The sequence below is a fragment of the Sorangium sp. So ce204 genome (assembly GCF_051526795.1).
In the GTDB taxonomy this organism is placed as follows: domain Bacteria; phylum Myxococcota_A; class Polyangia; order Polyangiales; family Polyangiaceae; genus Sorangium; species Sorangium cellulosum_B.
The window spans coordinates 6,168,309-6,195,293 of record NZ_CP150317.1; the positions used below are offsets into that span (position 1 = coordinate 6,168,309).

Genomic DNA, 26,985 nt, shown 5'->3' on the forward strand with positions numbered 1-26,985 from the left:
CGCCCCGCGCCGCCTCAGCCCGCGCGCGCCCCGCTCGCCGCGGCGCCGTCCGACGGGCGCACCCGGGCGAGCTTCTTCCGCTGCGCGAGCTCGCTCTCGTAGACCCGCTTGATCCCGTCGCCGAGCGAGCGCTCGATGTCGCGCAGGTTCGCGACCAGCTTGACCAGCCCGACGATCTCGACCGACGCGGCCTGGTCGGTGCCCCACATCGCTCGATCGAGCGTGATGTGCCGCTCGATGAACGTGGCGCCGAGCGCGACCGCCGCGCCCGACGGCGCGAGCCCCGTCTCGTGGCCGGAATAGCCGATCGGGCAGCGCGGGTACCTCGCCTTGAGCGTCGCGATCATCCTCAGGTTGAGCTGCTCCGGCGCGCAGGGGTACGCCGACGTGGCGTGCGCGATGAGCAGCTTGCCCTGCCCGACCGCCGCGACCCCGGCCTCGATCTCCTCCATCGTCGACATGCCGGTCGACACGATGAGCGGGCGCCCCGTCGCCTTCATCGCGCGCAAGAGGGCGTGATCCGTCAGCGCCGCGGAAGCCGCCTTGTAACAGGGCGGATCGAACCGCTCCATCACCTCGACCGACTCCTCGTCCCAGCACGAGGCGAACCAGAGGATGCCCCGCTCCTTGCAGTAGCGATCGATCTCGGCGTACTCGCGCTCGCCAAACTCGACCCGGTGCCGGTAATCGATGTACGTCATCCGGCCCCAGGGCGTGTCGCGCTCGACGTGCCACTGGTCCCGCGGCACGCACTTCTCCGGCGTGCGCTTCTGGAACTTCACCGCGTCGCACCCCGCGAGGCACGCGCCGTCGATGAGCTTCTTCGCGATCTCGAGAGAGCCGTTGTGGTTGATGCCGATCTCCGCGATGACGAACACGGGCTCGCCGTCGCCCACGAGCCGATTGCCGATCTTGACGACAGCAGGTGATGACCACATGAGCTAACCTCCATCTCCGTTGCCCGCGCGGGGCGCGCGCCGCGCCCGGCCGCCCCGGAGGGCGGCGAGGCCCGGCTCACGACGCGAGCTCGAGTATCCAGTCGGCGAAATCGCGGAACGCCCCGTGTCCCCCGCGCGCCTCGCACCGGCGGTGCGCCGCGCAGAAGACGGCGGCCACGGCGTCGGCGGGCGCGGCGGTGAGGCCCTGCTCGGCGACCGCCCGCATGATCCCCAGGTCGTTCACGTCGTCGCCGATGTACGCGACCTCGCCGCGCGCGACCCCGGCCTCCCGCAGCACCGCCGGGAGGTGACCCTCCTTGTCGCGGACGCCAAGGAACACCCGCATCCCGAGCTTGTCCGCGCGCCGCCGCACGCTCGGCGACGTCTCGCCCGTGACGATCGCCGACGCGACGCCGGCGGTCGCGAGGCGCTCCACGCCCATCCCGTCGCGCAGGGAGAAGCGCTTCAGCTCCTCGCCGCGCTCCGAGTAATAGACGCCGGTGTCCGTCAGGACTCCATCGCAGTCCGTCAGGACGAGCCGGATCCGGCGCGCCCGCAGGCGCAGCTCGGCCTCGGGGAGCTCGATCATCGGAGCGCCCGCCTCACCACGCCGTGAAGCCGCCGTCGACGAGCAGGTTCACGCCCGTCACGTAGCTCGAGGCGTCGCTCGCGAGGTACAGGAGCGCCCCCGCGATGTCGTCCGGCTTCGCCATCCGGCCGAGCGGCGTCTTGCGCGCGTAGTTCTCGATGAAATACCCCTCTTGCCCGGCCTCCACGCCGCCGGGCGAGATCGCGTTGACCCGCACCCCGTTCGCGCCCCAGTAGGCCGCCGCGAAGCGCGTCAGCGAGAGCACGGCCCCCTTGGTCGCAGGGTAAGCGGGCGATTTGTAGAACGACTGCGTCCCGTCGGGGCGCCGGTAAATCGACTGGTCCGGCGCCACGACGCCATAGGTGGAAGCGATGTTCACGATGCTCCCTCGCCGCCGCCGGGCCATGTGCGCGCCGATCACCTGGCAGCACAGGAACGTGCCCGTCACGTTGACGTCGAGCGCGCGCTGCCAGAGCTCGATCGGGTAGCTCTCGAACCGGGAGAGCTCGGCCGAGGCAGCGGGGCTCTCGAACTTGTCGTTCACCGCGGCGTTGTTCACGAGCACGTCGATGCGATCGAACCGCGCGAGCGCCGCGTCGGTGAGGCGCTCGACCGCGGCCCGGCGCGTGATGTCGACCCCCAGCCCCGCCGCGAGCCCCTCCTCGGCGGCGAAGCGCTCGCACGCCGCGTGGTCGAGATCCGCGGCGATCACGCGGGCGCCCGCGTCCCGCAGCGCGCGGCAATGGTGCCTCCCGAGCAGCCCGAGGGCGCCGGTGACGATGGCCACGCGGCCATCGAGGGAGAAAGCAACGGTGGTGCTCATCGGATCTCCTCAGCCCACGGGCCTCGGCTTGAGGTGGAAGTTGTGGGTCTTCCTGAAGACCGGCTCGACCGGCTCGCCCCTGAGGCGCGCGGCGACGTCGCCGCGGGTAACGGCGTCCTTGAGCATGGGAAGGACCTCTCCATAAGCCCCGAGCACGCGCGCCACGTCCTCGTCGGTGTGCGAGAAGCACATCGTGTGGAAGCCGCCCCAGAGCACGCCGCGCGCGAGCATCTCCTGCTGCACGAGCGACTTCATGAGGAGCGGCTCGGGGCCCGAGAACGTCACGATCGAGCGGCAGTCGGGCCCGGAGCACGCGGTGTACGGCATGTCGAGCGCGCGGGCTAGGTCGTTGTAACCGTCCTTCAGCTTCCTGCCCTGCTCGGCCAGCCGCTCGGGGACGGCCCTGTCGCGGATCTCCTCGATCGTGGCCTTCGCGGCGGCGAGCGACAGGGCCTCTCCGCCGAAGGTGGTGAAGAAGAAGACGTCCTTCTCGCAGAGGCGCATGACGTCGCGCCGCCCCGTCAGGATCGAGAGCGGCATTCCGTTCGCGACCGCCTTGGAGAAGCAGGCGAGGTCGGCCCTCACCCCGAAGCGCTCCTGCGCGCCGCCGAGCGCGAGCCGGAAGCCCGTCCACATCTCGTCGAAGACGAGCAGCGCGCCGCGCTCCCGGCAGAGCGCGGCGAGGCCCTCGAGGAACCCGGGAGCCGGCGCCTCGAACACGGTAGGCTCGAGGATCACACACGCGGCGTCGCCGTCGAGCGCCGCCTCGACGCTCGAGAGGTCGTTGTACTGGAAGGTGAAGGTGAGATCCCTCGCCTCCCCCGGGATACCCGCGCTCCGATCCGTGACGGCGATGTACCAGTCGTGCCAGCCGTGGTATCCGCAGCACAGCACCTTGCGGCGGCCGGTGAAGGCGCGGGCGAGCCGCACCGCGGCGCTCGTGACGTCGGCGCCAGTCTTGCTGAACCGGACCATCTCCGCGCCCGGGACGACCTCCCGCACGAGCTCCGCCACCTCGACCTCGAGCGGGTGCATGAGCGAGAAGGTGATCCCCTCGGCGAGCTGCGCCGCGATGGCGCGATCCACCGCAGGGTACGCGTACCCGAGCGAGATCGGCCCGACGCCCATCACGAGATCGATGAACTCGTTGCCGTCCGCGTCCCAGACGCGCGCGCCCCGGCCGCGCACGAGGTACTTCGGCGCGACGCCGCGGACCCACTGCCCAGGGCCCTTGGCGAGCGTCTGCGTCCCCGCCGGGATGAGCCCGCGGGCGCGCTCGAACAGCGCGGTCGATCGGGTGATGTCGGGGTACGACGCGGCCCGCGGGCGGGGCGCGTCCGCCGGGCTCGGACCGCTCGAATCGGGTCGGCTTTGCGTGGGAGGGCTCATGAGCTCTCTCTCCGGCTCAGCGGGTAGGCGGCGCGGAGCGCGGCGATCGCCGGTCGAGCTCGGCCAGCACGCGGGCGGCGATCTGCCGGCCGGTGAAGCCCTCCTCCTCGAGGACGTCGGCGAGCAGCGCGGGCGAGAACCAGCGATCCCCGAGCGAGATCGGCAGGACGGGCGCGGCGACGCCGCGCGCGAGGCAGAGCTCCGCGACGATCGAGGCGAGCCCGCCGGTCGTGAAGTGGTCCTCGAGGAGGACGGTGAGGCGCGCCCCGGCGAGCGCGTCGAGCACGGCGTCCTCGTCGATCGGCTTGAGCCATCGGAGGTTCACGACGCGCGCCGAGAGCCCCCGCGCGGCGAGCGCCTCGGCTGCAGAGAGCGCCTCGCCGACCAGCAAGCCGTACGTGAGGATCGCGACGTCGCGCCCCTGCGAGAGGACCTCCGCCCTGCCGATCGCGGGCGGCTCGGGGTGCGGAGAGCGCGGCGGGAGGGCGGTGAAGCGCGCGTAGCAAGGCGCGGGGCTCGCGACGACCTGCGGGAGGCAGGCGACGAGCTCCGCCTCGTCGGCGGGGCAGAACACCTGCATTCCCGGCACGCCGCGCATCAGCGCGACGTCCTCGAGCGCCTGGTGCGTCGGCCCGTTCGCCTCCGACAGGAAGCCCGGCACCGCGCCGATGAGCTTCACCGGCAGTCCCGGGATCCCGACGTCGGTGCGGATGAACTCGAAGGCGCGCATCACGAGGAACGTGGCGAGCGCGTGCACGATCGGGACGCGCCCGCGGAGGGCGAGGCCGGCGGCGGCGCCGATCATCGTCTGCTCGCAGATCCCGACGTCGATGAACCGGCCGCCGAGGCGGCCGGGCAGGCCGCGGATCGCAGCGCGGTTCTCGGCGGTCATGACCACGAGCCGGGGGTCGCCCTGACAGAGCGCGAGGAGCGCCTCTTCGTAACGCACCTTCATCACCTCACGATCCGCGCTTCGGACGTCACCGCCGCCGGGCCGCCCCCGTGGAGCTCCGCGAGCAGCGCCTCGACCTCGGCGCGCGTGAAGCTCACGAACCAGCGATCCGCGCGCCCCTCGATGCTGGGGAGCCCCTTGCCGCGGACGGTCCGCGCGATGATCGCCGTCGGCCGCTCGGGCTCGCGCGGGAGGCCCCGGAGCGCCGCCGCGAGCGAGGAGAAGTCGTGTCCGTCGCAGGTCGACGCCGACCAGCCGAACGCCCTGAATTTCTCGTCGAGCGGCTCGAGCGGGAGGAGATCCTCCGTGGCCATGTTGGCCTGGAACCCGTTCCTGTCGACGATCGCCACGAGGTTGTCGAGCCCCTGGGCGTGCGCCACGAGGCACGCCTCCCAGATCGAACCCTCGTCGAGCTCCCCGTCGCCGAGCAGCACGTAGACGCGGCCGTCCTCGGCGCGGAGCTTGATGTCGAGCGCGACCCCGATCGCCACCGAGAGCAGGTGTCCGAGAGAGCCGGAGTGGAACTCGACCCCCGGGACGGCGCGGTTCGGGTGCCAGTAGATGCGATCCGAGGGCTTGAGGTGGTTCTCGAGGCGCGCCCTGGGGATGAAGCCGAGCTCCGCGAGGGTGCCGTAGAGCGCGGGGACGTCGTGCCCCTTCGAGAGGAAGAAGTAATCGCGCCCTGGATCCGCGGCTGTCGCCGGCGCTATCCTGAGCACGCGCGCATAGAGGTAAACGAGGATGTCGGCGCACGACAGCGAGGCGCCGATGAAGCAGCCGCCGTCCGCCGACATCCGGACGATGTGCTCCCGGACGCGGAGCGCGAGCGCGGCGAGCTCCGCGCGGCAGGACGGGCCGAGTTCGTTCATGCGGTGTCTCCGGGCACCCTCGTCTCCCTGGCGGAAACGGTCCTGAGCTCGCCCAGGTGGTGCCTGTACCAGTTGACGCCCGCGTACCTCGCGTTGATGGCCATGATGTCCGGGCGCGCCGCGAGCAGCTCAAGGATGGGGCCGAGCCTCACGATGGGATTCTGAGGGGTGGAGAGCGCTTCGTAAACGGCCTTCACGAAATCGTAATCTTCCCGATAGTCGACCGTGAACCGGTGAGACATGGAGGCGTCGAGCCTGGTCTCCCAGGTGACGTTGCCGAGCCGGAAGCGGCCCGGGTTGTCCCAGAGGAACGGCGTCGTGTGCTCGCGCTCGAGCGGGCGCCGCGCCTCGCGGAACGCCTGCTCGAGCGCCGCGATGGTCATGACCTCGACGTCGTTTCCGTCGGGGTACGTCGCGGGGTGGAGGTTGCTCACGTAATCGTAGCGGCCCTCGGTGCTGCGGAAGAACGCGAGGACACGATCGATGACGTCCGGATCGATGAGCGGGCAGTCCGACGGGATCTTCACGACGATATCGGCGCCGGCGAGCACGGCAGCGTGGTAATGGCGGTCGAGCAGATCGGTCGGGTGGCCGCGGAAGCACCGCACGCCGATCGCAGCGCAGAGCGCGGCGATCGGGTCGTCGGCCGGCTCGACCGTGGTCGCCACGGTGAGCTTGAAGGGCGAGCGCGCGGCGGCGACCTGCGCGATTATGCGCTGGAGGAGCGGCCTGCCCGCGAGCGGCATCATCACCTTGCCGGGCAGGCGGCTCGATCCCATGCGGGCCTGGATCACGACGAGCGTGGTCACGCCCTCGCCTCCTCCGCCTCACCGGCGGCTGTGCGCGCCGGGATGCCGCGCCGGCGGCCCCGCGCGGCGGCCGGCGCGGCGGCCGCGGCGGAGGGCCCCCGCGCGGCGCGCCCCTCGCCCGCGAGCAGGGCGCGGCACACGTCGGCGATGTTCCTGGCGGCGCGCCCGTGCTGGAGGGGCAAGAGCCGGCGGAGCTCGTCGAGGTCGAAGAACGAGTGGACCTCCTTGCCGAGCGCGAGGCCGACGTGGGCCAGCGAGGAATACTGGCAGATCAGCACATCGCAGTTGGCGACCATGTGCTCGGCGCACCCGCCCGTGAAGACGCTCGCCTCGGGCGCGAACCGCGAGATCTCGGCCACCGCGCGCGACACCTTCTCGTTCGGGTGGAGCTTGAACAGGAGCGGGCGCCCGGCGGCGATCGAGCGGGCCTTGCGGATGAACTTCTCGCGATCCTCGTACCAGAACACCTCGCGGATGTCCGATGTACAGACGAGCACGTAGTGCCTGAAGGGGAAGTTGTTGTCGCGGTAACGCGTGCAGTCGTCGAAGTTCGGTATCCCGGTGACGACGATCTTCTCCGGCCGGACGCCGCGGCGGACGAAGAGGTCGCGGTAGCCCGGGCTCGCCACGCAGAAGCGCGTGTACCGGTCGCTGAGGCCGGTGGCCGAGGTGCCCGCGAGCCACCGCGGCAGGGACGGCAGCCGCTTGACGAGCGGGAAGAGGATGCTCTCCGGATCGGTCATCCCCTCCTGGACGAGCACCACGTTCTTCCCGGTGATGTTGCTCGGCCACACGAGATCGGAGCAGTGGAGGACGAGGTCGTAGTCGCCCCGCCGGCCCCCGTCGTCGACCGGGAGGCCGTGCTCCCGGAGGTAGTCGAGGCAGCGGCCGCGCAGCTTGTTGCCGCCGATCGTGCCCTCGAGCGCGCCGAGCCTCCTCAAGAGCTCGACGTCGCGATCGCCGTAATACGGGGTGAAGTACGCGTCGACCTCGGGGAGCTCCCGGGCGATCTGGTGCATCTGCGTCGTCTGGTTGATGGATCCACAGATGAACAGCGCCTTGCTTCTCGACATCATCTCACCTCGTCACTTTAGGATCTCGTCATCTCATCACCACACCGTCTCATCATCTCGTCGCCTCGCTCCCTGTCATGGGGGCGGGCGCCGGGCGGAAGGCCGCCCGGCCGCCGAAGAACACGAGCAGGCCGAGCGCTATCCACACGAGCTCCTTGGCTCGCTTGATGAGGACGAAGGCGGCGCCCACCGTGGCGGCGGCGGGCACGCCGAGCGCGGTCAGGAAGGCGACGTAGCCGGCGTCCTGCACGCCGAGCCCGGCAGGCACCATGAAGGCGGCCGCGCGGAGGAGCGCGAGGACGACCTCGAACGAGAGGACCTCGGGGAGCGAGACGTCGACCCCGAGCAGCCGGAGGAAGAAGTAGGTCTCCGCCCCCTCGGCGAGCCACATCCCGAGCAGCAGCAGCGCCGCCGCCGCGAGCGCGCCGCGGCGCTCGCCGAGCGCGGCCGCGTGGCGGTCGGTCGCGGAGAAGGCCGCCGCCCTCGCCTCGATATAGGCCCTCACGCGCTGGCCGGGCAGCCGCTTGAGCCACGCGAAGACCCGCGACGCGACCGTGCCCGAGAGGAGCGCGCCCGCGAGCGCGAGCGCCGCGGCGAGCAGGCCGAGCCCCGAGAGGACCACGAGCCACGGGAGCCCCGGCCCGCCGATCAGGGGGCTCGAGGCGCGCTCCAGGTGGCCGAAGCCGAGCGCGAGGGCGATCGCCACGTACGCGGCGTTCGCGAGCACGATCAGCGCCCTGCGCGCCGCGATGCCGGCGACGCCCTGCGGCCCGGGGATCCCGCACCACCGGTGCAGCAGGTAGAACGTGACCGACTCGGAGAGGGCAGCGCCTGCGGGGACGCTCATGTTGAGCGCCTCGGTCGACAGCGTGAGCGCGAGATACCGGGAGAACGGCGCGGGCCGCCCGGACGCGGGGTGGCACGTGTCGAAGACGCGCCGGCTCGCCTCGGCCTGGAATAGCCGCGCGACGAGGTTGGGGACCAGGGCGAGCGCCATCATCGGCGCTCCCACCGAGGCGATGAGCGCCGCCACGCTCGGGAGATCCGCGCCGCGCAGCGTGCTCCAGAGCGCCGCCGCCGCGACGGCGACGCCGAGCCACCTCAGCGCGACGGAGCCCGCGCCGGGGCGGGCTCGCGCCCCGGGGAGCGGCTCATCGTGGGCGTCACGGGCAAGGAGGGTCATCGCACGATCGCGCTCCGGCGCCGGTCGAGGGCCAATGGTCGAGGGCGCATGCTCGTATCGCGCAGGCGCGTCGCGCGCTGATGTCATGGGCGCAACGCTGCCGCGACACGCCGCGACAAGCACGGCGGTGCGTCGAGCTCGTCCGCTCCGGTCGAGCGCGCCCGGCGCGCTCGGACAGCCGACCGACGAGCACGCGGCGTGACGCCGCGATCGGCTATCTTCCTTGTTCGTTGGAGACGCGCTGGAGGGGCGAGCGGCTCCTCGGCGGGGTGGGAGGGGGCGGCCGGAAGCATGGAAGGAAGAGCGAACGTGGAGACCGATCAGGACAGCATCGAGCGGCTCCGGGTGGAGAACGCCGGCTTGCGCAAGGAGATCGACAGGCTCCATGAGCAGCTGGAACGCCAGGAGGAGCGGACGCGGCTGATCCTGCAGGCGGCCGGCGAGGGGTTCCACGTCGTCGGGATGAACGGCGAGATCCTCGACTGCAATCCATCCTTCGCCGGCATCGTGGGATACGACCGGAGCGAGCTCCTGACGATGCACATCGGCCAGATCGACCCGCGGCCGCCGCACGAGGTCGTCATGGTCATCGAGGAGATCAAGGCCAAGGGGTCGCTCCGCTTCCTCGCGAGGCACCGCCACAAGGACGGCCACCTGATCGACGTCGAGGTGAGCTCTCACCTCGTCCAGAGCGGTGATGAGCAGTTCTTCTCGGCCTTCTCGCGCCCCCTCACGGAGCAGCTGAAGCGCGAGCAGGCGCTGCGCGAGAGCGAGCAGAAGTTCCGGGCGATCTTCGACGAGACCTCGATGTTCATCGGCCTGCTCACCCCGGACGGGGACCTGATCGAGCGCAACCGGACGATGGCCGATTTCACCGGAGCGCGGCCGGGCGAAGCGCGCGGCGGGCCGCTCTGGCAGGCGCCGTTCTGGGTCGGCGGAGCGAGCGCAGGGGAGCGGATCAGGGAGTGCGTCCGCCGGGCAGCTTCGGGCGAGCCGTCGTCGTGCGAGGTGAAGATCCACGGGCCCGGCGGGCGCGTGGCGACGCTCGACCTCAAGATGAAGCCGATCCTCGACACGCTGGGCCAGAGCGTCCTCCTGATCGCCGAGGGCTACGACGTGACCGAGCTCCGGCGGGCCGAGGCGGAGCGCGCGGCGCTTCAAGCGCAGATGATCGACGCGCAGGAGGCGACGATCCGGGAGCTCTCGACGCCGCTCATCCCGCTCGACGCGGGGATCCTGGTGATGCCCCTCGTCGGGCGGCTCGACCGGGTGCGCATCGAGCAGCTGCTGGAGCGCTTGCTCCAGGGGGTGGTGGCGCAGCGCGCGGCCACGGTCATCCTCGACGTCACCGGCGTGCCGATGGTGGACGCCGAGATCGCGGACTCGCTGATCAGGGCGGCCCAGGCGGTCAAGCTGCTCGGCGCGGAGGTCATCCTCACAGGCGTCGGCCCCGAGGTGGCGCAGACGATGGTGGGCATCGGCATCGACCTCCGGGAGATCGTCACGCTGAGCTCGCTCCAGAGCGGGCTCCACCACGCGCTGGGGCGCTCGCGCCGCGGCGGGAAGAGGTCGAGCGGCCCGCGGCGCCGCGACGGGTGACGGGCTGCGGAGATCCTGCCCGGCTCTCGCAAGTTGTGCCCCCCAGGGGTGGACGGCGCCCGCGCGGCGCGCCGCTAGGCGGTGCGGCCGCGCGCCTCGCGCACCAGCGCCACCATCGCCTTCCGCACCTCGTCCATCGTCGAGACCGGCGCGTCGAACGGGAGGCGCGTCGCCTTCGGCCCCGCCGGCGTGATGACGTCGAGCTCGAAGCCGTAACGATCGACGGAGGTCATCGTGGCGCCGGTGGCGTCCTTGATGCCGGCGAGGACCTTCGCGTACGCGAGGACCGCGTCGGCGTGATCGGTGTTCATGTGCTCGAGGATGCCCGCGGCGTCGGCCGCGAGCGGATCGGGCTCGGCGGCCGCGTACGCGTCGGCCTCGACCCAGGACATGCGGCCGAAGCCGCCGACGTAGCGGATCGACACCGGGTCGAGCCGGTAGAAAGAAAAGTCCGTGAAATCCACGTAGTACGACGCACGCGGGTGCGTCGCGAGGAACCTCGCCCGGGCGGCGGCCGCCTCCGCGCCTTCGAGGGGGCGGCACGGGCCGATCAGGGTCATCCGGCCGAGCGCGAGCGGGTCGGCCAGGCCCTCGGCGGGCTCGGCGAGGAGCAGCGACGCCTCGGCGCGGACCTTGAGGTTGCCCGTGTGCTCGGCGAGCGCCGAGAGCAGCAGCAGCGGGCGCCCGTGCGCGTCCACGGTGACGGCGACGAGCGAGCCGTACGGATAGCCGGCGGGATCCCGCGCGAGCGTGCACAGCGTGGCGGCGCGGGCCCGCTGCGCCAGCGTGCGGCAGCGCTCGGCGTGGCTCGGCGCCTTCGCGCCCTGGAGAGGTGGATCCGCCGCCGGCTCCGCGCCGGCGCCGGGGCGGCCGTGGTCTGTGCTCCTCGACATGGCAGGGCGGGTAGCACGCCGGGAGGGCCGGAGGAACCGAGGCGGCGCCGCGCCGCCCGGCGCTACGACGGCAGCACCCGGAGCCGCCCGCGCTGCGCCGCTGCGTCGCGGGCGGCGGCCTCGGCCGCGCGCGGCGGCGCCGGCCGCGCCACGGCCTGCGGCCACACGGCGAAGTCCTCCGGGAGCGGCCCGGGGAGCGCCGGCTGCGCCGTCCGCTCCAGGAGCTGAAAGTCGCAGCGGGCGACGAGATCGAGCGGGAGCCCCTTGCCAGGCCCGCCCTTCGCGAACCACGCGCGCGCCGCCTGCACGTTGCGGATGAGCACGGCGTGCTGCGGGTCGCGCTTCGCGGCCGCCGTGAAGTGGTCCTGCATCGCCTGCCAGTCGCGCCGGCCCGCCGCGACGCACGCGAGCGCGTTGAGCGCGAGCCCCGGCAGCGGATGGCCGAGCTCCAGCGCGCGCGCGGCGTGCCGCTCCGCGAGGTCGAGCTGCCCCGCGTCGAGGTAGGCGACGCCGAGCTCCAGGTGCGCCGCGTGGTGATCGCCGAGCCGCTCGAGGATCGCCAGGCGCTCCCCCACCCCCTCGCGGTAGAGCTCGCGCAGCCCCTTGTTCTTCTCGAACCAGGCGCTCATCAGCGCCGTGTCCTCCTCCGAGGCGTCGAACGGCGTCTTGAGCTCCTGGAAGTCGCCGCGGAAATAGACGTCGCGCTCCAGCCAGCCGGCCGCCTCGGCGTCGTCGAAGTCGCGCGTGCCGGGATAGATGGACAGGCACGAGAAGATGTACTGGTGCGGCCTCGCCGCCTCCAGGAACGCGAGCGTCTCCCGGAACGTCTCCGCCGTCTCGCCGCGGTTGCCCAGCATCATGTAGTAGCGGACCTGGATCCCGTACTTCTTCGCGAGCTCGGTCGACTCGATGATCTTCTTGACCGTGATCTTCTTGTCGATGTTCTTCAGGATGGACGGCGAGCCCGACTCGACGCCGAGGCTCAGGCGCTGGCAGCCGGCGAGGCGCATCTCGCGGAGCAGCTCCTCGCCGAGCACGTCGACGCGCGTGTCGCAGCTCCACAGGAAAGAGATCTTCCGATCGCGGATGCCGCGGCAGATCTCGATGACGCGCTTGCGGTTCGTCGTGAAGGTGTCGTCCTTGATCTGGACCATCTTCACCGGCAGCTTCGCCACGGCGGCCTCGATGGAGTCGAGCACGTAGGGCACCGACTGGCCCCGGAAGCCGCGGCCCCAGGTCGCCTCGGCCCCGCAGAACGTGCACGCCCAGGCGCAGCCGCGCGAGGTCATCACGATGTGCGTGGCGAAGTGGTCGTGCGGCGACGCGAGCGCGTCGAGCTCCTCGATCGCGGGCCGGGGCGGGCCGAGCTCGACCCGGCCGTCGACGCGGTACGCCGTGCCGGGGACGCCGAGCGCGGGCCGGCCGGCCTCGAGGCGCTCGAGGAGCTCGAGGAACGAGTGCTCGCTCTCGCCGAGCGTCACCGTGTCGATCTCGGGGTGGTGCCGCAGCATCTCGGCCGCGAGCGGGGTCGCGTGCGGCCCGCCGACGACGATGTGCGCGCCGGGGTGGAGCCGCCGGATGCACCGCGCGGTGAGCGCCACGCCGCGCCGGTTGGCGGTCCAGCACGACAGGCCGAACACGTCCGCGCCGAGCTCGCGCACGACCCGCTCGACCTGCGAGAACGGGTACGACGAGAGGTTCAGCACCTTCACCTGGTGACCCGCGCGGAGGGCCTGCGCGCCCAGCGAGAAGAGCCCGTACGGGGTCTGGTGGAAGTCCGGGTCGAGGTCGCCCTCGCGGTACTCGGCCGGCGGGCCGTCGCCGCTCGTGTCGGGCGCCTCCCCGGGCGCGGGGATCTTCCAGGGCGGTGGGTAGAGCAGCGCGATGCGCATCGTTCCTGTCTTTCCGGTGCCGTCCGTCACGCGGGCGCGGCGCCGCGCTCGCGCTGTGCGCCGCCGGGGCCGTCTGCCTCGATGCGGCGCGCGCGCGCGATCCGGGCGTAGAGCTCGGCGCTCGGCCGCGGGCTGCGCTCCTGGGTCACGCGGTCGACCTCGACGAGCCCGAAGCGCGGGGCGTACCCCTCGGCCCACTCGAAGCCGTCGAGCAGCGACCAGTGCATGTACCCGCGCACGTCGACGCCGCGCTCGATGGCCCGCGCGACCTCCGCGAGGTGTCCCACGAGGAACCGCGGGCGCTGGTCGTCGTCGGCGTCGGCGATGCCGTTCTCCGTGATGTAGATCGGGACCCGGGCGCGGGGCCACCAGGCGTCGAGCACGTAGCCGAGCCCCTCCGGGTAGATCTCCCAGCCGAGATCGCTGACCTCCGCCCCCTCGGGGACGAGCCGCCGGAGGAACCCCGCGCGCGCGTGCGCCGCCGAGAAGCGGACGAGATCGCGGCTGTAGTAGTTCACGCCGAAGAAGTCGTGCAGGCCGCTGTCGCAGACGGCGCGCGCGAACGCGTCGTTGAACAGCCGCTCGAAGAGGGCCGCCCACATGCGGTCGGCGAGCCGCCCGAACCGCTCCGGCTCGATGACGCGCAGGTGGTGCGCGACGCCGACCGAGATGGAGTGCCCGCGCCGGCCCGCGGCCTCGTGCATGGCGCGGTACATGGCGGCGTGGGCGCGGAAGAGGTTCTGGTGGGCGCGCACCGCCTCGACGGGCGAGCTCCGCGCCGGCGGCCAGACGCCGAGCAGGTGGGCCTGCAGGGCGAGCATGTTGGGCTCGTTGATGGTGACCCAGAGCTGGCACAGGTCGCCGAGCGCCTCGACGGCGCGCTCGGCGAAGCGCGAGAGGAGCGCCGGCAGCTCCTGCGAGAGCAGGCCGCCCCGCTGCGCGACCCAGCGCGGCAAGGTGACGTGATGGACGGTGACCATCGGGGTGATCCCGGCGTCCCGGTGCGCGCCGAGCACGTCCCGGTAGTGGTCCCACGTGGCCGGATCGAACTCGCCCGGCTCCCGCTCGACGCGGGCCCACTCGATGGAGAGCCGGTGCGCCCCCATACAGAGCCGCGCCTGGAGCGCGACGTCCTCGCGGAAGCGGTGCAGCTGGTCGCACGCGTCGTCCGGCGTGTCGCCGCCGCGGACGCGCCCCGGCTCGCGCGCGAACGCGGCCCAGTCGCTCTGCGCGCAGTGCCCCTCGACCTGTGTGGCGGAGGCGGCAGTGCCGAACAGGAACCCGTCCGGGAAGCGCAGATCCTCACCCATGAGCGCGCATCCTACGCGAACTCGCGCCGGGCGGCTGCCTTCCGGAGCAGCCGTCCGATTGCCCGGGGGGCCGGGCGCCGGTACGCTCGGCCGTGTGTGCGCGGCGCGGTGCGTAGATGCGGGGGGCGCGCGCCCCCGAAACAGCGCGCGAGCGCGCGCCCTCGCCGCCGCCTCGCTCGCCGCGGCGCTGCTGCACGGGGCCGCGCCGGCCCGGGCGGACGGGGTCGGCTGGGCGACGGCCCAGGCCGCCGAGCTGACGCGCCAGGCCGAGGCCCGCGCCGCGGCCGGCGAGGCCGACGTGGCGCTGCGGCGGTACCTGGAGGCGGTCCGCTTCGACGCGACCTACGGCCCGGCGTACCTCGGGCTGGGCGCGCTGTACGAGCGGGCGGGCGATCCGCGCGAGGCGGAGCGCGCGTACACCGTGGGGCTGGACCACGTGAGCGGCTTCGTCGAGGGCCACCGCGCCCGGGCGGCGCTGCGGTCGCGCGAGGGGCGGCGCGAGGAGGCGATCGCCGACCTGGAAGCGGCGGCGGCGCTCCGCGGCGACGACGGCGAGCTGCTCCAGGAGCTCGCGGCCGCCTACGTGGCGGCGGGCGCGCTGCCGGCGGCGCTCGGCGTCGCGCGGCGGCTCTCGGCGCTCGCCGCGCGGGGAGGCGATCGCACCCTCGCGGCCGCGGCGGCGACGCAGGCGCGCGCGCTGTCGGTGCTTGTCGGCGAGGCCGATCCGGTGCGCGCCGGGGGCGCCGATCGCGGCCCGGTCCGGCGCGCGCTCGCGCGGCACGCCGCGGCGCCTGCGCGGGGGAGCGCGGCGGATCGGCGGCGCGAAGGGCGGTGACGGCACGACGCCGGCCCGGCGGCCGTATCGGGCACGGGGCGCGGCCAGCGGCGCGGCTCGCTTGACCTCCTGTCGGACGGGCCGCATACGGCTGCAATCCCATGTCCCTCCGCGTCCCGCTCGGCATCGACGACTTCCGAAAGCTCCGCGAGTCCGGGCTGGAGTACGTCGACAAGTCCCACCTCATCCTGGAGCTCATCGACAAGGGGGGCGTCGAGGTCGTCCTCCTCCCCCGCCCCCGGCGGTTCGGAAAGACACTGAATTTATCGATGCTGCGCTGGTTCTTCGAGAAGCGGCAGGAGGACCTGTCCCACCTGTTCGAAGATCTCTCGGTATGGCGGGCCGGAGAGCGCTATCGCGAGCACTTCCAGCGGTATCCCGTCATCTACCTGACGCTGAAGGGAGCGAAACAGGAGACGTTCGAGCGCTGCTGGGCGGCCCTGCGAGAGAAGATCGTCGAGCTCTACAACCAGCACCGCCACGTGCTCGACAGCGGTCAGCTCGGGGAGGTGGAGCAGCGCCGCTACAAGGAAGTGCTGGACGGCACGGCGTCCGAGGCCGTTTATGGTCGGGCGCTCCTGGATCTGTCGAGCCACCTCCATCGCCTCCATGGCGAGCGCGTCGTGATGCTCATCGACGAGTACGACGAGCCCATCCACGCCGGGTATCTGCACGGTTATGCCCCGCGGATCCTCGACTTCGTACGCACGTTCCTCACCGAGGGGCTCAAGGGCAATCCGCACCTCCACAGGGCCGTCCTTACCGGCATCCTCCGGGTGGCGCGCGAGAGCATCTTCTCCGGGCTCAACAACGTGGTCGCCTATTCGCTCCTCCGATCGGACTTCAACACCTGCTTCGGGTTCACGGAGGCCGAGGTGGAGGCGCTGCTCGAGAAGGCGGGGCGGCGCAGCCTGCTGGAGGTGATCCGCGCCTGGTACAACGGGTACGACTTCGGCGGCGCCGTCATCTACAACCCCTGGTCGATCCTCAGCTTCCTCGAAGGGCAAGACCAGGATCCGCTCCCGTTCTGGCTCGGCACGAGCTCCAACGATCTCATCCAGAAGGTGATTGAGGAGCACGCCGTGACGCTGCAGCCCGCGCTGGAGGTCTTGATGGAGGGAGGCGAGCTCGAACGCGTGCTCGAGGAGAACGTGGCCATCGGCGACCTCGCGCAGAACGAAGATGCGCTGTTCGGGCTGCTGGTCTTCTCCGGATACCTGCGCGCCGAGAAGCGCTCGCGCGGCCACGGGGAGCAGCCAGCGCACGCTTTGAAGATCCCGAACCGCGAGGTGCGGCTGCTCTACACGGGCACGTTCCGCCGCTGGGCGGAGGCGCGGCTCAGGCGGCAAGGCAGCAGCATGCAACGGCTCCTCGCCGCGCTCCTCTCGGGCGACGCCGCGGGGTTCGAAGCGGAGCTCCAGGCGTTCGTCGCCGGCGTGCTCTCGTACCACGACGCGACGACGGTCGATCCGGAGGCGGTCTATCACGGCTTCGTCGCCGGCCTGCTCGCGGCGCTCGAGCCGGGCCATCAGGTGCGTTCCAACCGCGAATCCGGGCAAGGGCGGCCCGACGTGATGATCCGGCCGGCGCAGCCGGGCCGGCCTGGCGTCGTGCTCGAGCTCAAGGTCGCCCGCGCGCCGCGGGTCAGCCTCGAGCAGGCGCTCGACGAGGCGCTGGCGCAGATCCGGGCGCGCGACTACGCCGCCGAGCTGCGCGCGAGCGGGGCTGCGCCGGTCCATGCGCTGGCGGTCGCGTTCGATGGGAAGGTCGTCCGGGTGCGAGCGGAAGCGCCGGGATAAGCGCGCAGCGCCCGCGGATTCTTCAAGGGCCGGACAATTTGCTGCCGCACCAGGCCGGGCGATGACCACGATCATGCAGCCGTCGCGCACGCCAAACGCTGGAGCGGCGCTCTCCCGGAGCGCCTGAGCGCCGAGGGAGCGCTGGCGCACACCCAATCCGCGGGTACGACATCCTCGCGCCGCGGATCGCCCAGGAGTGGGGCACCGAAGGATGTTCCAATGTGTTCTAGGTATGCTGGGCAGTCTCCGTGGTGGGTGCCTTCTCGTGCTCCAGGCCGATCGCTTCGGGGAATCCATCCGACGTCAGCGCGTCAAACGCGATGCCGCAGCGGCTGTAACGCTGTATGGATAGAGTGCGAGGGCATCTTTGATGAACACCAAAAGCGGGCAGGGCGTGGGGGCGGCGAAGACCAGTGTGCTGTTGACCGGGGTTTCGATCAAAGGATGGCTTGCCGCGGGTCGCTGCAGCAGCGCAGCGCGACCCCACAGGGGGACGCGAGGCGTGGTGATGGCGCGACAAGGGAGCCACAGGGGCGCTGAGGGATCGCAGGATGGCGGCGGCTCCGGCCCGAAGAGCGACTCCAGCCGCTCGCGATGCCGCTTGTTGCTCCTCATTTTTGCCCTCGTCATCGCCCTGGGGCCCGGCGTTGCCGTCGGCTGCGGCGGCGCTCCCGAGGCGCCGGCATGGGAGCGGGCGAGCGTGCTGCAGCAGCGCTTTCCGGCGCAGGCGGCCCTGGCGCTGGAGCGAGGCGACGGCTTCGTCGCCACCGGGGCGGGCTTTGCGTTGCAGGCGCCGGAGGGGCGGACTGCCCGGCACGGGGTGGAGGTCGCCTTGCCCCGCGACGGCCGGGAGGTGATCCGCCTGCGCGGGTTCGGCGGCGTCGAGGTGCGGGTGCGGGAGATCGGCGCCCAGGGCGAGGGCGCGCTGGCCGAGCGGGCGGTGGCGTATCCGCGTGTGGGGGGCACCTCGTTCTGGACAGCGGCCCCGGGCGGCGTGGAGGAGTGGTTGCACCTCGAGGCGAGCGCGGTGCGCGCCGGAGCGGCGGTTGCCTCGTGGGAGATCGAGGAGGGGGACGTGCGGCAGCGGGGCGAGGCCATCGAGGTGGCCGACGCGCGCGGGGTGGTCCGGCTCTCGGTGACCGCGCCTGCGGCGTACGCCGAAGGGGGCCGCGAGGTGAGGGCGCGGCTCGTGGGAAGCGGGGTGAAGATCGAGCTTCATGTCGATGCGGACGGCGAGGCGGTGCTGATCGATCCGCTGTGGGTGAGCGCCGCCCCGATGATCCAGGGTCGCTCTCTTCACACCGCGACGTTGCTCCAGGACGGCAAGGTGCTCGTGGCGGGCGGGAGCGACGGCACGGGTGCTCTGGCAAGCGCGGAGCTGTACGACCCGGCGACCAACACCTGGTCCCCGGCCGGCACGATGGTCCAGGGGCGCCACGATCACACGGCGACGCTGCTCGGGAGCGGCAAGGTCCTGGTGGCGGGCGGCGATGGTGGCGGTTACCGCTATCTGGCGAGCGCGGAGCTCTACGACCCGGAGACGAATACCTGGTCTCCGGCCGGCGCGATGAGCCACGCGCACCACTGGCACACGGCGACGCTGCTCGGCGACGGCAAGGTCCTGGTGGCGGGCGGCCTGGACAATACCGACACGACCACGGCCATCCAGGCGAACGCGGAGCTGTACGACCCGGCGACCAACACCTGGTCTCCGGCCGCTTCCATGCTGGATGCCCGCAGCTCTCATGCCGCGACGCTGCTCGGCAGCGGCAAGGTGCTGGTCGCCGGCGGTGGATCCAATGACTCGCAGAGCGCGGAGCTGTACGACCCGGCGACCGACACCTGGTCTCCGACCGGCTCGATGCGCGAGGGCCGTGATTGGCCCAGCGCGACGCTGCTCGGCAGCGGCAAGGTGCTGGTGGCGGGGGGCTACGGGATCTGGGGCTACGCGGGGAGCGCGGAGCTGTACGACCCGGCGACGAATACGTGGTCTTCGGCCCGCTCGATGCGCCCCCGCAGCGGGCACACGGCGACGCTGCTCGGCAGCGGCAAGGTCCTGGTGGCGGGCGGCAGAGGCGATGAGGGCGCCACGGCGAGCCAGGAGCTGTACGACCCGGAGACCGGGAGGTGGTCGCTGGTCGATGCCATGAGTCAGCCCCGCGCCGATCACACCGCGACGCTGCTCGGGAGCGGTGAAATCTTGGTGATAGGCGGCGGAGCGTACGAGTCGGCAGGCGTCGAGCTGTACGACCCGGCGATAAGCACGTGGTCCTCGGCCGGCGCGATGAGCGAGCGTCGCGCCGACCACACCGCGACGCTGCTCGGGAGCGGCAGCGTGCTGGTGGCGGGCGGGGAGGACGATTCTAGCGCCACCGCCATCAGCGCGGAGCTGTACGACCCGGCGACGAGAACATGGTCCCTGGCCAGCCGGATGAAAGAGTCCCGCTCCTATCACACCGCGACGCTGCTCAGCAGCGGCAAGGTCCTGGTCGCCGGCGGTTATCTCATAGGTACACTGTCGAGCGCGGAGCTGTACGACCCGGCGACCAACACCTGGTCTCCGGCCGCGTCGATGAGCGAAAGCCGCGAGGGGCACACCGCGACGCTGCTCGGCAGCGGCATGGTCCTGGTCGTCGGCGGTAGCTCCGATGATCCCCTGAGCGCGGAGCTGTACGACCCGGCGACCAGCACCTGGTCCTCGGCCGGCGCGACGAGCGAGGGGCGCGTTGGCCACACGGCGACGCTGCTCGGCAACGGCAAGGTCCTCGTGGCAGGCGGCGACTTCAGAGGTCGACTGTCGAGCGCGGAGCTGTACGACCCGGCGACCAACACCTGGTCTCCGGCCGCCCCGATGGCCCAGCCCCGCACCGAGCACACCGCGACGCTGCTCGGCAACGGCAAGGTCCTCGTAGCTGGCGGAGCCGGCGCAATGGACGGCGCTCCTGCGAGCGCGGAACTGTACGACCCGGCGACCAACACCTGGTCTCCGGCCGCCCCGATGGCCCAGCCACGCGGCGGACACACCGCGACGTTGCTTCGCAGCGGGAAGGTCCTCGTGGCAGGCGGCGGCGGTTATGAGGGCATCCTGCTGAGCGCGGAGCTCTATAACCCAGCGATGAACGCCTGGTCGTCGGCGGGCGCCATGCGCCAGAGCCGCTCCTGGCATGCCGCGACGCTGCTCGGGAGCGGCGAGGTGCTGGTGACGGGCGGCGACGAGCGGGCCCTTGAAAGCCTGACAGGCGCAGAGCTGTACACGCCTCCTCCGGCGTCGCCGCAGGGTAGCGCCTGCGCTTCTGGCCCCGATTGCCAGAGCGGCTTCTGCGCCGATGGTGTCTGCTGCGACACCGCCTGCGACGCCGGCCCCTGCGACGCCTGCTCCGTGGCGGCGGGCGCCGCTTCGGACGGCACCTGCGCCTTGTTGACGGGGAGCTCCTGCGACGATGGCAACGGCTGCACCCAGAGCGACACGTGCCAGGCAGGCGTCTGCACGGGCGCCGACCCGGTGGGCTGCCCGGCGCTGGACGATTGTCATGAACCGGGCACGTGCGACCCAGCGACCGGGATGTGCACCTCTCCGCTCAAGCCCGATGGCACGGTTTGCTCCGGCGGCACGTGCACGAACGGCGCGTGCAGTCCAGCTGGTACCGGCGGAGCCGGCGCCGGCGGCGCGGACGTCAGCAGCGGAGCCGGCGCCGGCGGCGCGGACGTCAGCAGCGGAGCCGGCGCCGGCGGCGCGGACGTCAGCAGCGGAGCCGGCGCCGGCGGCGCGGACGTCAGCAGCGGAGCCGGCGCCGGCGGCGCGGACGTCAGCAGCGGAGCCGGCGCCGGCGGCGCGGACGGCGGCGGGTACACGAGCGGTGGAGGGGGGGACGGGGGCGGAGGCGGCGACGCGAGCGGAGGCACGGATCCGAGCGCTGGTAGCGGATGCAAGGTGGGGCCGGGCATGACTTCGACATCCAAGGCCCCGTGGGTAGCCTTCGGATTGCTGCTCTTGCTCCAGTGGAGCCGGAGTCGCTCGGGGCGCGCTGGCGCGTGGCGCAAGGCAGATCCAGCTTCGGCTACCCTACCCCAACCGCCAGCGGTCTTCCGGGGCAGCTGAGCTGCCCTCCGGCACCGCCGACGGTTTCCCTGGGCCAGCTCAGCGGTAGTGCGGTCATTTGCCCAAATGACCGCGGTTGGCGAGCAAATGACCGCACCCGATCACGCGCTCAGTCCTCGGTGGGCGGCTCGCCGAGATCGAACAGATCGAGCTGGACCGGCCGTCGCGGCGGGTCAGGCGGCGGAGGTGGCGCAGCCTGGACCGGAGGCGACGCCGGAGGCGGCGGCTCGCTCTTACGGCGCTGCTTCAACGCGGGCGTCGGCTCCGTCACGAGGCGCAGGAACCCGCGACCGCCCGGGAGCGGCCTCGCCGGTGCGGAGGGCTCGCGATGAGCGAGCGGCTGCGCCTCGGGGGCGTCCGTCTCTCCCTCGGTCAGGAGCGTCTCCAGGAGCTCGTCCAGGCCCCACACGTGGTCGGTGATGCCGGCCTGCACCGCCGGTGTGACCCGAAGCGTCTTCACGACGTGACAGAGGTTGTAGTAGGCGTACACCAGCGCGACCGACGCGCGGTGATGCTCGATGCGCTTGGAGAAGGCCAGGCACAGACGCCGCATCCGCCCGTTCTGGTGTCGCGTGGTGCCGTTCAACCTCTCCACGTACGCGGTCGACGCCTTCTTCGCGTCTGGCGCGCCGTAGACCGTAGACTTCGTGATGAAGGGGTCACGCGGCGGCTCGTAGCGGTGATCGTCGTCGCGACGCCCGCGGCTGCCAGAGCGGTAGTTCTTCACCGTCTGCATGTAGTCAATCGACGTGCCGAACGACCTGCCCACGGCGGGGATGTACGGCGCGAAGCCGTCGCTGGTCAGCTGGGGCATCACCAGCATGCGAGCCCGGAGGTCCTCGATGAAGGCGTCCGTCGTCGCCTGGTCGCGCTTGCCGACGCGGTAGGCGATCACCAGCCTCGACAGCGTGTCCATCGCAACGAAGGTGTACGCCTCGCCCACGCCGGGCGGGTCGGCCTCGGTCACGCGGGACTGCTTCTTCTGCACGTAGCCCCAGATCTCGTCGACCTGGACGAGGACGCATCGAAGGTCCCGCACCATCCGGTTGTGGAGGCGCTCCGCACCCTGCCCCAGGGCCAGCGCGAAGCGTCGGATGGTCTTCTGCTGGACGCCGGTCATGCGCTCGGTCGCGCGCACGCTGTTGCCGTCTACGAGCGCCGCGAGCACACGCAGGCGCTTCTCCGCCGGGAGCACGTTCGCCACGGGACCCTTGCCTTCCCCCAGCGGAGGGCCCACGATCCGGTCTGCTAGGACGTCGGACGGGTCGCACCGCTCGGCTTCTGCCGCCCTGCTCCCAGTTCGCAGCTGAGAGCGGGGCGTTTTCGTCTAAGGTCCTCTGATTATAGCGTTTTTGTCGAGGAAAACCGCTCGGATCAGTGCGCGGGAGATGCCGACAGGACGGGGTATGTCGCAGCCGCCGTGCGCGTTTGCAGCCTGTTTGAAGGGCCTTTCGCGCGATGGCGCGCGAGCGCGGTCGGAGCGCTGCGGGCCCGTGGTAGGGGCGCCCATGCGAGCACGGCTCATCCTGGAGAACGCCGGCCACACCATTACGAAACACGTGGAGCTGGCGAAGGTGCCTGCCGTGGGCGGGTACTTGATGGCGGATTGCTATCGGTGCGTGGAGCGCGTCGAGTACGTCGCGGACCGCGGCGAGGTGGACGTCTACCTGCGCGAGGACATAATCAAAGACAGTGCATATAGACATATCCCATGGGTGTACCTTCTCCGCCTCGATATCCTCACGCGGAATGGGTGGGAGATAGAGGGTGAGGCGACGCTGCGGGCGAGGCTTAAGGACGAGCTCAGCCGTCAAGACGACGACGAGCCGGTTGGTCAAGATTGACCATTACCAACCCGGTCGCGCGCGGCCCCGGGAGAACGATTTGTTCCGAGCAACCCGACGCTGGCTCCGCTACGACAGATGGCCGAGATAGTGAGTCATCCACCTAAGCAATTCTTCACTATGCGAAGACATTTCATACGGTTTATCAAGCCGAATGACAGCTAGAGTGTCACGGCTGCGGTCGATAAACATAGCCAGCCTGCCGTGCACGTCGCGCGGCGATTCGTTCGTGTATATCGCGTAGCTAGACTCGGATACTTGAACGTGCCTTTCGTTGTATGACTTGATGGTCTCTAGCAGTTTATCTCGCTTGTTGCTGTCGCCAGGTTCGCGCACATCGTAGGAAACGAGAAGAACGGTCATGGTTGCTATCTCCCGCCCGTGAGGGGCCGTGCGGAAGCCTTTTCTTGACGCCGAGAGCGCAGGCGGCGCCATGACGGCGCGCGGAGGCGCCCGCTGACTGAGGGGTCGGTTCCTCCGGGGCGCGCGGCTTCCGTGGCCAGAGGATGGCCGAAAGCCGCGCCTCTGTCAAGAGGCGCACGCAGCCATCCCGGGACTATTTTACGCCGAGCTGTCTGCCCAGTCAAGTTCGAAGTTGACCCGTGGCCTCGGTGCGACACTGTGCGCAGACCCGGAGGGGACAGGGGCGGCTCCGCGCCGTCAGCGACCACCGCTCCGCAGCCGCCGCCCGTCGCGGTCGCCACAACGACCGCTTCCGCAGCGCCGCAGCAGCAGCATGCCCCCGCCACCGCCGAGTCGACCGGCCAGCTTGATCTGTTCGCCTGGAGGCCGAAGCCGGGGGTGCGGCTCAGTTGCGCTTGTTTGACGACCCGCCAGGCGATGCGAAATAGCCGCGCCATGTGAGCGCCGATACAGCATGGACAGCCCGCATGGCTGAGGCCGTACGCCTACGACGAAACGATCCGCTGTGGACGATATCTAGACCACAAACTTCGAACGCCGAGTCTTGAACCTACGATCCGGGGTACACTACGGTGCGCGTTCCGAATCGAGACGAACCGACCGGATGGAAGTACCGATGCACGATCATAAGCGAAAGCTACTGAAATTGTTGGCAAAGCACGCGTACGCGTACAAGCCCGGCGGCTTCAAGCTCGCGTCCGGCGCGATCAGCGACGAGTACCTGGATTGTAAGCAGGCTCTCAGTCAGGCGGAGGCGCTCCCAGCGCTCGGCCGCGCGCTCTTGGACATGATCGACCCCCGTGTGACTGCTCTGGGAGGTCTGACGATGGGGGCGGACCCCATTGCGATAGCTGCATCCTACGCCAGTGCCGAAGCTGCGCGCCCGCTAGTGTGGTTCAGCGTCAGGAAAGACCGCAAGGAGCACGGGCGAAAAAAGATGATCGAGGGCTCCGTGCGTCAAGGCGTCGACGTGGCGATTGTCGATGATGTCGTGACAACCGGCGGCTCTACGATCGAGGCCATACGCAAATGTCGTGACGGTGGTCTCCACATTGTTCAGGTGATCGTGCTCGTTGATCGCGAGCAGGGCGGCCTTGAAAATATACGACAAGAGGTAGGACCTGAGATACCGATCAAGCCTGTATTTACGAAGTCTGAGGTGCGAGCCGAATGGGAAGCTCAGCAAAAGGTCTCACGCTTGACCGTGTAAGGATCATTCGGGACGAATTAGATAAGAAGTTTTCTGCCGCAACGACCGAGTATGACGCGATCATGTCAGTGCTCGACCCGCTCATTGAATGCTGGGAACATCATGAGCAAGGGATGACAGTCGAAAGCTTCGACGCACTGAATCAAGCCCTTGCATCGCCGCTGGAAGCGCTCGCGGTGATGCCGGTAGCGCAGGCCGGCTTGGCCTGCGATCAACTCAAGATGGCGTGGGGCAAGTTGCGCGGGCGTCTTGAGTGGATTGAATAGCCGCCGCTTGTCAGCGGATCGCGCAACTAAACCGCCCGAGGCGCACAGCCTCAATGCGGAACTAACTAGCCATCTTGTTGTGCACCTCGGTCCACTGAGGGTCGCGAACCGTCGACAGATCAACCATCTTGGCGGAATCCCAGCGCCGTTGCCAGACCGCCTCAAGCCCCCATGCGATGCTGTACTTCTCTTTCTTTGAAAGACAGTAGACCGGAGAATCCTGTGCGGACATCCCCCTGGCGCAGATGAGCCATAACTCATCTTCCGTAATAACCATCTGCCAGATAGGCTCTTCCTGGTAGTACCCGATCCTAAGCTTAATCCCTCTTGTGTTTGCGAAGTGGACCAACGTCCAGGTTACGGCTCTGATGCCCTCGGCATACGATTTGTAAGCGATACCAGAGAATTCGGCCCTCTTCCTCGCCTCGTCGCTATCTGGGTCCAGCAACAGAACATCCAGAGAAAGCGAGTCGGTCCGGTTTGAGAGCTGCTGATACAAAACTCCCTGATGCTTGCCGCATCCTATGTAGTGCCAGCCGGACACTAGCAGCAAGTTCAGTGACCCAGCATTCTCGGTGATGGCCATCAGCGCGCGCCTCGCCGCATCCTGGATGCTCTTGTTGGCAGAGCCCCCGAATCTCGGGTATGGCCTCACCGGGAATGTGCGCGTGATCCCGGTCCATTTCACGAGGCTGAACCTGTGAATCAGTGAGTAATATGACCAATTTGAGCGCGCGACGGCGATTATTAGAATCCCGACTCCAACCGTTCCTGCGCTAATGAACGACGCCTTGTCGTACTTTAGCCAGTCGGCTCCGGCTCCAGCGAGCAAGCCGAAGAGGCCAACGAAGCCGGCCTCCAAAAGCCATATTGCTGCGGCTATGAACCAGCTTTTGCTCTTGGAACTAACGGGCATTGATGCGGTGGCTACACGGACGCGTGGTCCTATGCCCGCACAGAGCGTGCGTTGTCCTTGCGGATCGTGCCTCCCCGATGTATGCTCTCCCTATTGAAATAGGGGTCGCTCTGCTTCTTCGCAAGGAAGGACGGGTCGTACACTATTTCCACGATACGTTTTCGTAGCGGCGACGCCAGCGCGTACGCTGCCCTCGCAACGAACGTTAGTACCGCGCCGCCGATGGCTACCAGCGCATACGGCTCCATGGGCGTAGGGTCTCACAGGTTGGCGACCAGAGCAACGGGGAACGTGCTACGTTAGCAGATCCGCCCCGGGCGGCGCTCACCGCCGCCACCTCTTGAGCCGTAGCGCCAGCGCCTCGCGGGCGATCCGAAGCCTGGACGCTGCCGTGCTCGGGTTCATGCGGAACCGCCGAGACGCAGCCGCATCGCCCGGTCTACTCCCAGGTGCGCCAGACCGTCCGAGAGCGGCGGCGCTCCTGGCCCCTGCCGGCGACGATGTCGGCGAGGACTTCGCCGGGGGAGCGACGTTCGCACATCGCGATCATGGCGATGATGCGGGTCAGGGGGACGCTCCGGTCGGTCCTGGCGGGGAGTAACCCGTCGTCCACCCATCCGGTGTCGACGAGGTAGCGGTCGATCTGCTCGGGCGTGACCGAGCGCGTGACGGGCTTGCCGGGCACGGTCACGCGGATGCGCCGCTTCGGGTCGCGGGGCTTCACTTGCGCCTCCGGAGCTTCCGAGCGAGGCGAGCCCGAGCGAGCCGCAGGCGACTGCCTGCCGTGCCGAGCGGGATGCGGAGGATGTCGGCGATCTCGGTGCCGCCGTGTCCGAGTGCGGCGAGGACCAGCACCTCGCGGGCCCAGAGCGGCATCCCGGCGATCGCCATGAGCGCCGTGCCGGCGTCGATGCGCTCGCCGACGTGTCCGGGATCCACGCGCTCCTCTCCCGTGGCGGCCCAGGGGTCGAAGACGGGCACCTCCCGCCGTCGGAAGGCGCGCTCATGGTAATGGGTGCAGTGGAATCGGCACACGCCGAACAGCCAGCGCTTGAGCGCGTCCAGCGGCTCACGCGTTCGGTCGGGTCTGTAGCGCCCGGCCTGAGAGCTCATCCAGGCCCCAAGCACGACGTCCTGGACCACATCGCCAAGATCGACGACGGGCACGCCGAGGCCACGCAGGACGGTCCGGATGAACGGCTCCTGCGCGACGATCTCGGCGATGTTCAGGACGCGAGCGGGGCCGGCTTGATGGCCCCACGCGCTCATGGGGC

General features: G+C 70.4%; 24 protein-coding genes. 7 read left to right on the top strand and 17 right to left on the bottom strand.

Translation table 11 applies throughout. The features are described 5' to 3' along the window. Window positions 1–14: 14 nt before the first annotated feature. The 9 genes from WMF22_RS22925 to WMF22_RS22965 form a co-directional block, all read right to left on the bottom strand. Window positions 15–938 (bottom strand): N-acetylneuraminate synthase family protein, encoded by a 924-nt coding sequence (locus WMF22_RS22925; protein ID WP_437301219.1) that lies wholly within the window; start codon window positions 936–938, stop codon window positions 15–17. A 76-nt stretch (window positions 939–1,014) separates the two neighbouring features. Beyond that, complete coding sequence (locus WMF22_RS22930) at window positions 1,015–1,527, bottom strand: KdsC family phosphatase (RefSeq protein WP_437301220.1); 513 nt, start codon at window positions 1,525–1,527, stop codon at window positions 1,015–1,017. Between the two features lie 13 nt (window positions 1,528–1,540). Continuing rightward, window positions 1,541–2,350 (bottom strand): SDR family oxidoreductase, encoded by an 810-nt coding sequence (locus WMF22_RS22935; protein WP_438037036.1) that lies wholly within the window; start codon window positions 2,348–2,350, stop codon window positions 1,541–1,543. 9 nt (window positions 2,351–2,359) lie between these two features. Further along, a complete protein-coding gene (locus WMF22_RS22940) occupies window positions 2,360–3,739 on the bottom strand; it encodes an aminotransferase class III-fold pyridoxal phosphate-dependent enzyme (protein ID WP_437301222.1) in 1,380 nt (459 codons plus the stop codon). Between the two features lie 16 nt (window positions 3,740–3,755). Then, a complete protein-coding gene (locus WMF22_RS22945; protein ID WP_437301223.1) occupies window positions 3,756–4,694 on the bottom strand; it encodes a transketolase family protein in 939 nt (312 codons plus the stop codon). Then, on the bottom strand, window positions 4,694–5,560 hold the full coding sequence (locus tag WMF22_RS22950) for a transketolase (protein ID WP_438037037.1): 867 nt from the start codon (window positions 5,558–5,560) through the stop codon (window positions 4,694–4,696). Before WMF22_RS22950 ends, WMF22_RS22945 begins: the two co-directional genes overlap by 1 nt. Beyond that, window positions 5,557–6,369 (bottom strand): cytidylyltransferase domain-containing protein, encoded by an 813-nt coding sequence (locus WMF22_RS22955; protein WP_438037038.1) that lies wholly within the window; start codon window positions 6,367–6,369, stop codon window positions 5,557–5,559. Before WMF22_RS22955 ends, WMF22_RS22950 begins: the two co-directional genes overlap by 4 nt. Continuing rightward, a complete protein-coding gene (locus WMF22_RS22960) occupies window positions 6,366–7,445 on the bottom strand; it encodes a hypothetical protein (RefSeq protein WP_438037039.1) in 1,080 nt (359 codons plus the stop codon). Before WMF22_RS22960 ends, WMF22_RS22955 begins: the two co-directional genes overlap by 4 nt. 49 nt (window positions 7,446–7,494) lie before the next feature. Beyond that, window positions 7,495–8,625 carry a lysylphosphatidylglycerol synthase domain-containing protein gene (locus WMF22_RS22965; protein ID WP_437301227.1) on the bottom strand — a complete coding sequence of 377 codons (1,131 nt, stop codon included), beginning with the start codon at window positions 8,623–8,625 and terminating at the stop codon, window positions 7,495–7,497. A gap of 309 nt (window positions 8,626–8,934) precedes the next feature. On the opposite strand from WMF22_RS22965, the gene WMF22_RS22970 reads away from it, so the two are divergent. Further along, window positions 8,935–10,224: a PAS domain S-box protein gene (locus WMF22_RS22970; protein ID WP_438037040.1), complete on the top strand. Its 1,290-nt coding sequence runs from the start codon at window positions 8,935–8,937 to the stop codon at window positions 10,222–10,224. A 74-nt stretch (window positions 10,225–10,298) separates the two neighbouring features. On the opposite strand, the gene WMF22_RS22975 is transcribed toward WMF22_RS22970, so the two are convergent. The 3 genes from WMF22_RS22975 to WMF22_RS22985 form a co-directional block, all read right to left on the bottom strand. After that, window positions 10,299–11,117, bottom strand: coding sequence for a HugZ family protein (locus tag WMF22_RS22975; protein ID WP_438037041.1), 819 nt, complete (start codon window positions 11,115–11,117; stop codon window positions 10,299–10,301). Between the two features lie 62 nt (window positions 11,118–11,179). Beyond that, entirely contained in the window at window positions 11,180–13,009 is a 1,830-nt protein-coding gene (locus WMF22_RS22980) for a radical SAM protein (protein ID WP_437301230.1), read from the bottom strand. A gap of 26 nt (window positions 13,010–13,035) precedes the next feature. After that, window positions 13,036–14,319, bottom strand: coding sequence for a glycoside hydrolase family 1 protein (locus WMF22_RS22985; protein WP_437301231.1), 1,284 nt, complete (start codon window positions 14,317–14,319; stop codon window positions 13,036–13,038). Between the two features lie 58 nt (window positions 14,320–14,377). Here WMF22_RS22985 and WMF22_RS22990 point away from each other — a divergent pair, with 58 nt between their 5' ends. The 3 genes from WMF22_RS22990 (at window position 14,378) to WMF22_RS23000 (ending at window position 21,052) form a co-directional block, all read left to right on the top strand. Further along, window positions 14,378–15,154 carry a tetratricopeptide repeat protein gene (locus WMF22_RS22990; protein ID WP_438037042.1) on the top strand — a complete coding sequence of 259 codons (777 nt, stop codon included), beginning with the start codon at window positions 14,378–14,380 and terminating at the stop codon, window positions 15,152–15,154. 101 nt (window positions 15,155–15,255) lie between these two features. Then, window positions 15,256–16,953 (top strand): AAA family ATPase, encoded by a 1,698-nt coding sequence (locus WMF22_RS22995; protein ID WP_438037043.1) that lies wholly within the window; start codon window positions 15,256–15,258, stop codon window positions 16,951–16,953. Window positions 16,954–17,554: 601 nt separating this feature from the next. Beyond that, window positions 17,555–21,052, top strand: a complete 3,498-nt coding sequence (locus WMF22_RS23000; protein WP_438037044.1) for a kelch repeat-containing protein — start codon at window positions 17,555–17,557, stop codon at window positions 21,050–21,052. Window positions 21,053–21,161: 109 nt separating this feature from the next. On the opposite strand, the gene WMF22_RS23005 is transcribed toward WMF22_RS23000, so the two are convergent. Further along, on the bottom strand, window positions 21,162–22,256 hold the full coding sequence (locus WMF22_RS23005) for a transposase (protein WP_438037276.1): 1,095 nt from the start codon (window positions 22,254–22,256) through the stop codon (window positions 21,162–21,164). A gap of 304 nt (window positions 22,257–22,560) precedes the next feature. Between WMF22_RS23005 and WMF22_RS23010 the strand changes: the two genes are divergently transcribed. Beyond that, on the top strand, window positions 22,561–22,896 hold the full coding sequence (locus tag WMF22_RS23010) for a hypothetical protein (RefSeq protein WP_438037045.1): 336 nt from the start codon (window positions 22,561–22,563) through the stop codon (window positions 22,894–22,896). Between the two features lie 69 nt (window positions 22,897–22,965). Here WMF22_RS23010 and cas2 read toward each other — a convergent pair whose 3' ends face one another. Continuing rightward, window positions 22,966–23,259 (bottom strand): CRISPR-associated endonuclease Cas2, encoded by a 294-nt coding sequence (cas2, locus tag WMF22_RS23015; RefSeq protein ID WP_438037046.1) that lies wholly within the window; start codon window positions 23,257–23,259, stop codon window positions 22,966–22,968. Window positions 23,260–23,935: 676 nt separating this feature from the next. Between cas2 and pyrE the strand changes: the two genes are divergently transcribed. Both pyrE and WMF22_RS23025 read left to right on the top strand, forming a co-directional pair. Continuing rightward, the gene (gene pyrE, locus WMF22_RS23020) at window positions 23,936–24,529 is read left to right on the top strand and encodes an orotate phosphoribosyltransferase (protein ID WP_438037047.1); all 594 of its coding nucleotides are present in this window, start codon (window positions 23,936–23,938) and stop codon (window positions 24,527–24,529) included. A gap of 62 nt (window positions 24,530–24,591) precedes the next feature. After that, the gene (locus WMF22_RS23025) at window positions 24,592–24,795 is read left to right on the top strand and encodes a hypothetical protein (protein ID WP_438037048.1); all 204 of its coding nucleotides are present in this window, start codon (window positions 24,592–24,594) and stop codon (window positions 24,793–24,795) included. 61 nt (window positions 24,796–24,856) lie between these two features. Here the strand turns inward: WMF22_RS23025 and WMF22_RS23030 are convergent, their stop codons facing one another. The 3 genes from WMF22_RS23030 to WMF22_RS23040 all read right to left on the bottom strand — a co-directional run bounded on the left by WMF22_RS23030 (window position 24,857) and on the right by WMF22_RS23040 (window position 26,980). Next, window positions 24,857–25,711, bottom strand: coding sequence for a hypothetical protein (locus tag WMF22_RS23030; RefSeq protein ID WP_438037049.1), 855 nt, complete (start codon window positions 25,709–25,711; stop codon window positions 24,857–24,859). Window positions 25,712–26,150: 439 nt separating this feature from the next. Continuing rightward, window positions 26,151–26,435 carry a hypothetical protein gene (locus WMF22_RS23035; protein ID WP_438037050.1) on the bottom strand — a complete coding sequence of 95 codons (285 nt, stop codon included), beginning with the start codon at window positions 26,433–26,435 and terminating at the stop codon, window positions 26,151–26,153. After that, on the bottom strand, window positions 26,432–26,980 hold the full coding sequence (locus tag WMF22_RS23040; protein ID WP_438037051.1) for an RNA polymerase sigma factor: 549 nt from the start codon (window positions 26,978–26,980) through the stop codon (window positions 26,432–26,434). The genes WMF22_RS23035 and WMF22_RS23040 overlap by 4 nt, the downstream gene beginning before the upstream one ends. Between the last annotated feature and the right edge of the window lie 5 nt (window positions 26,981–26,985).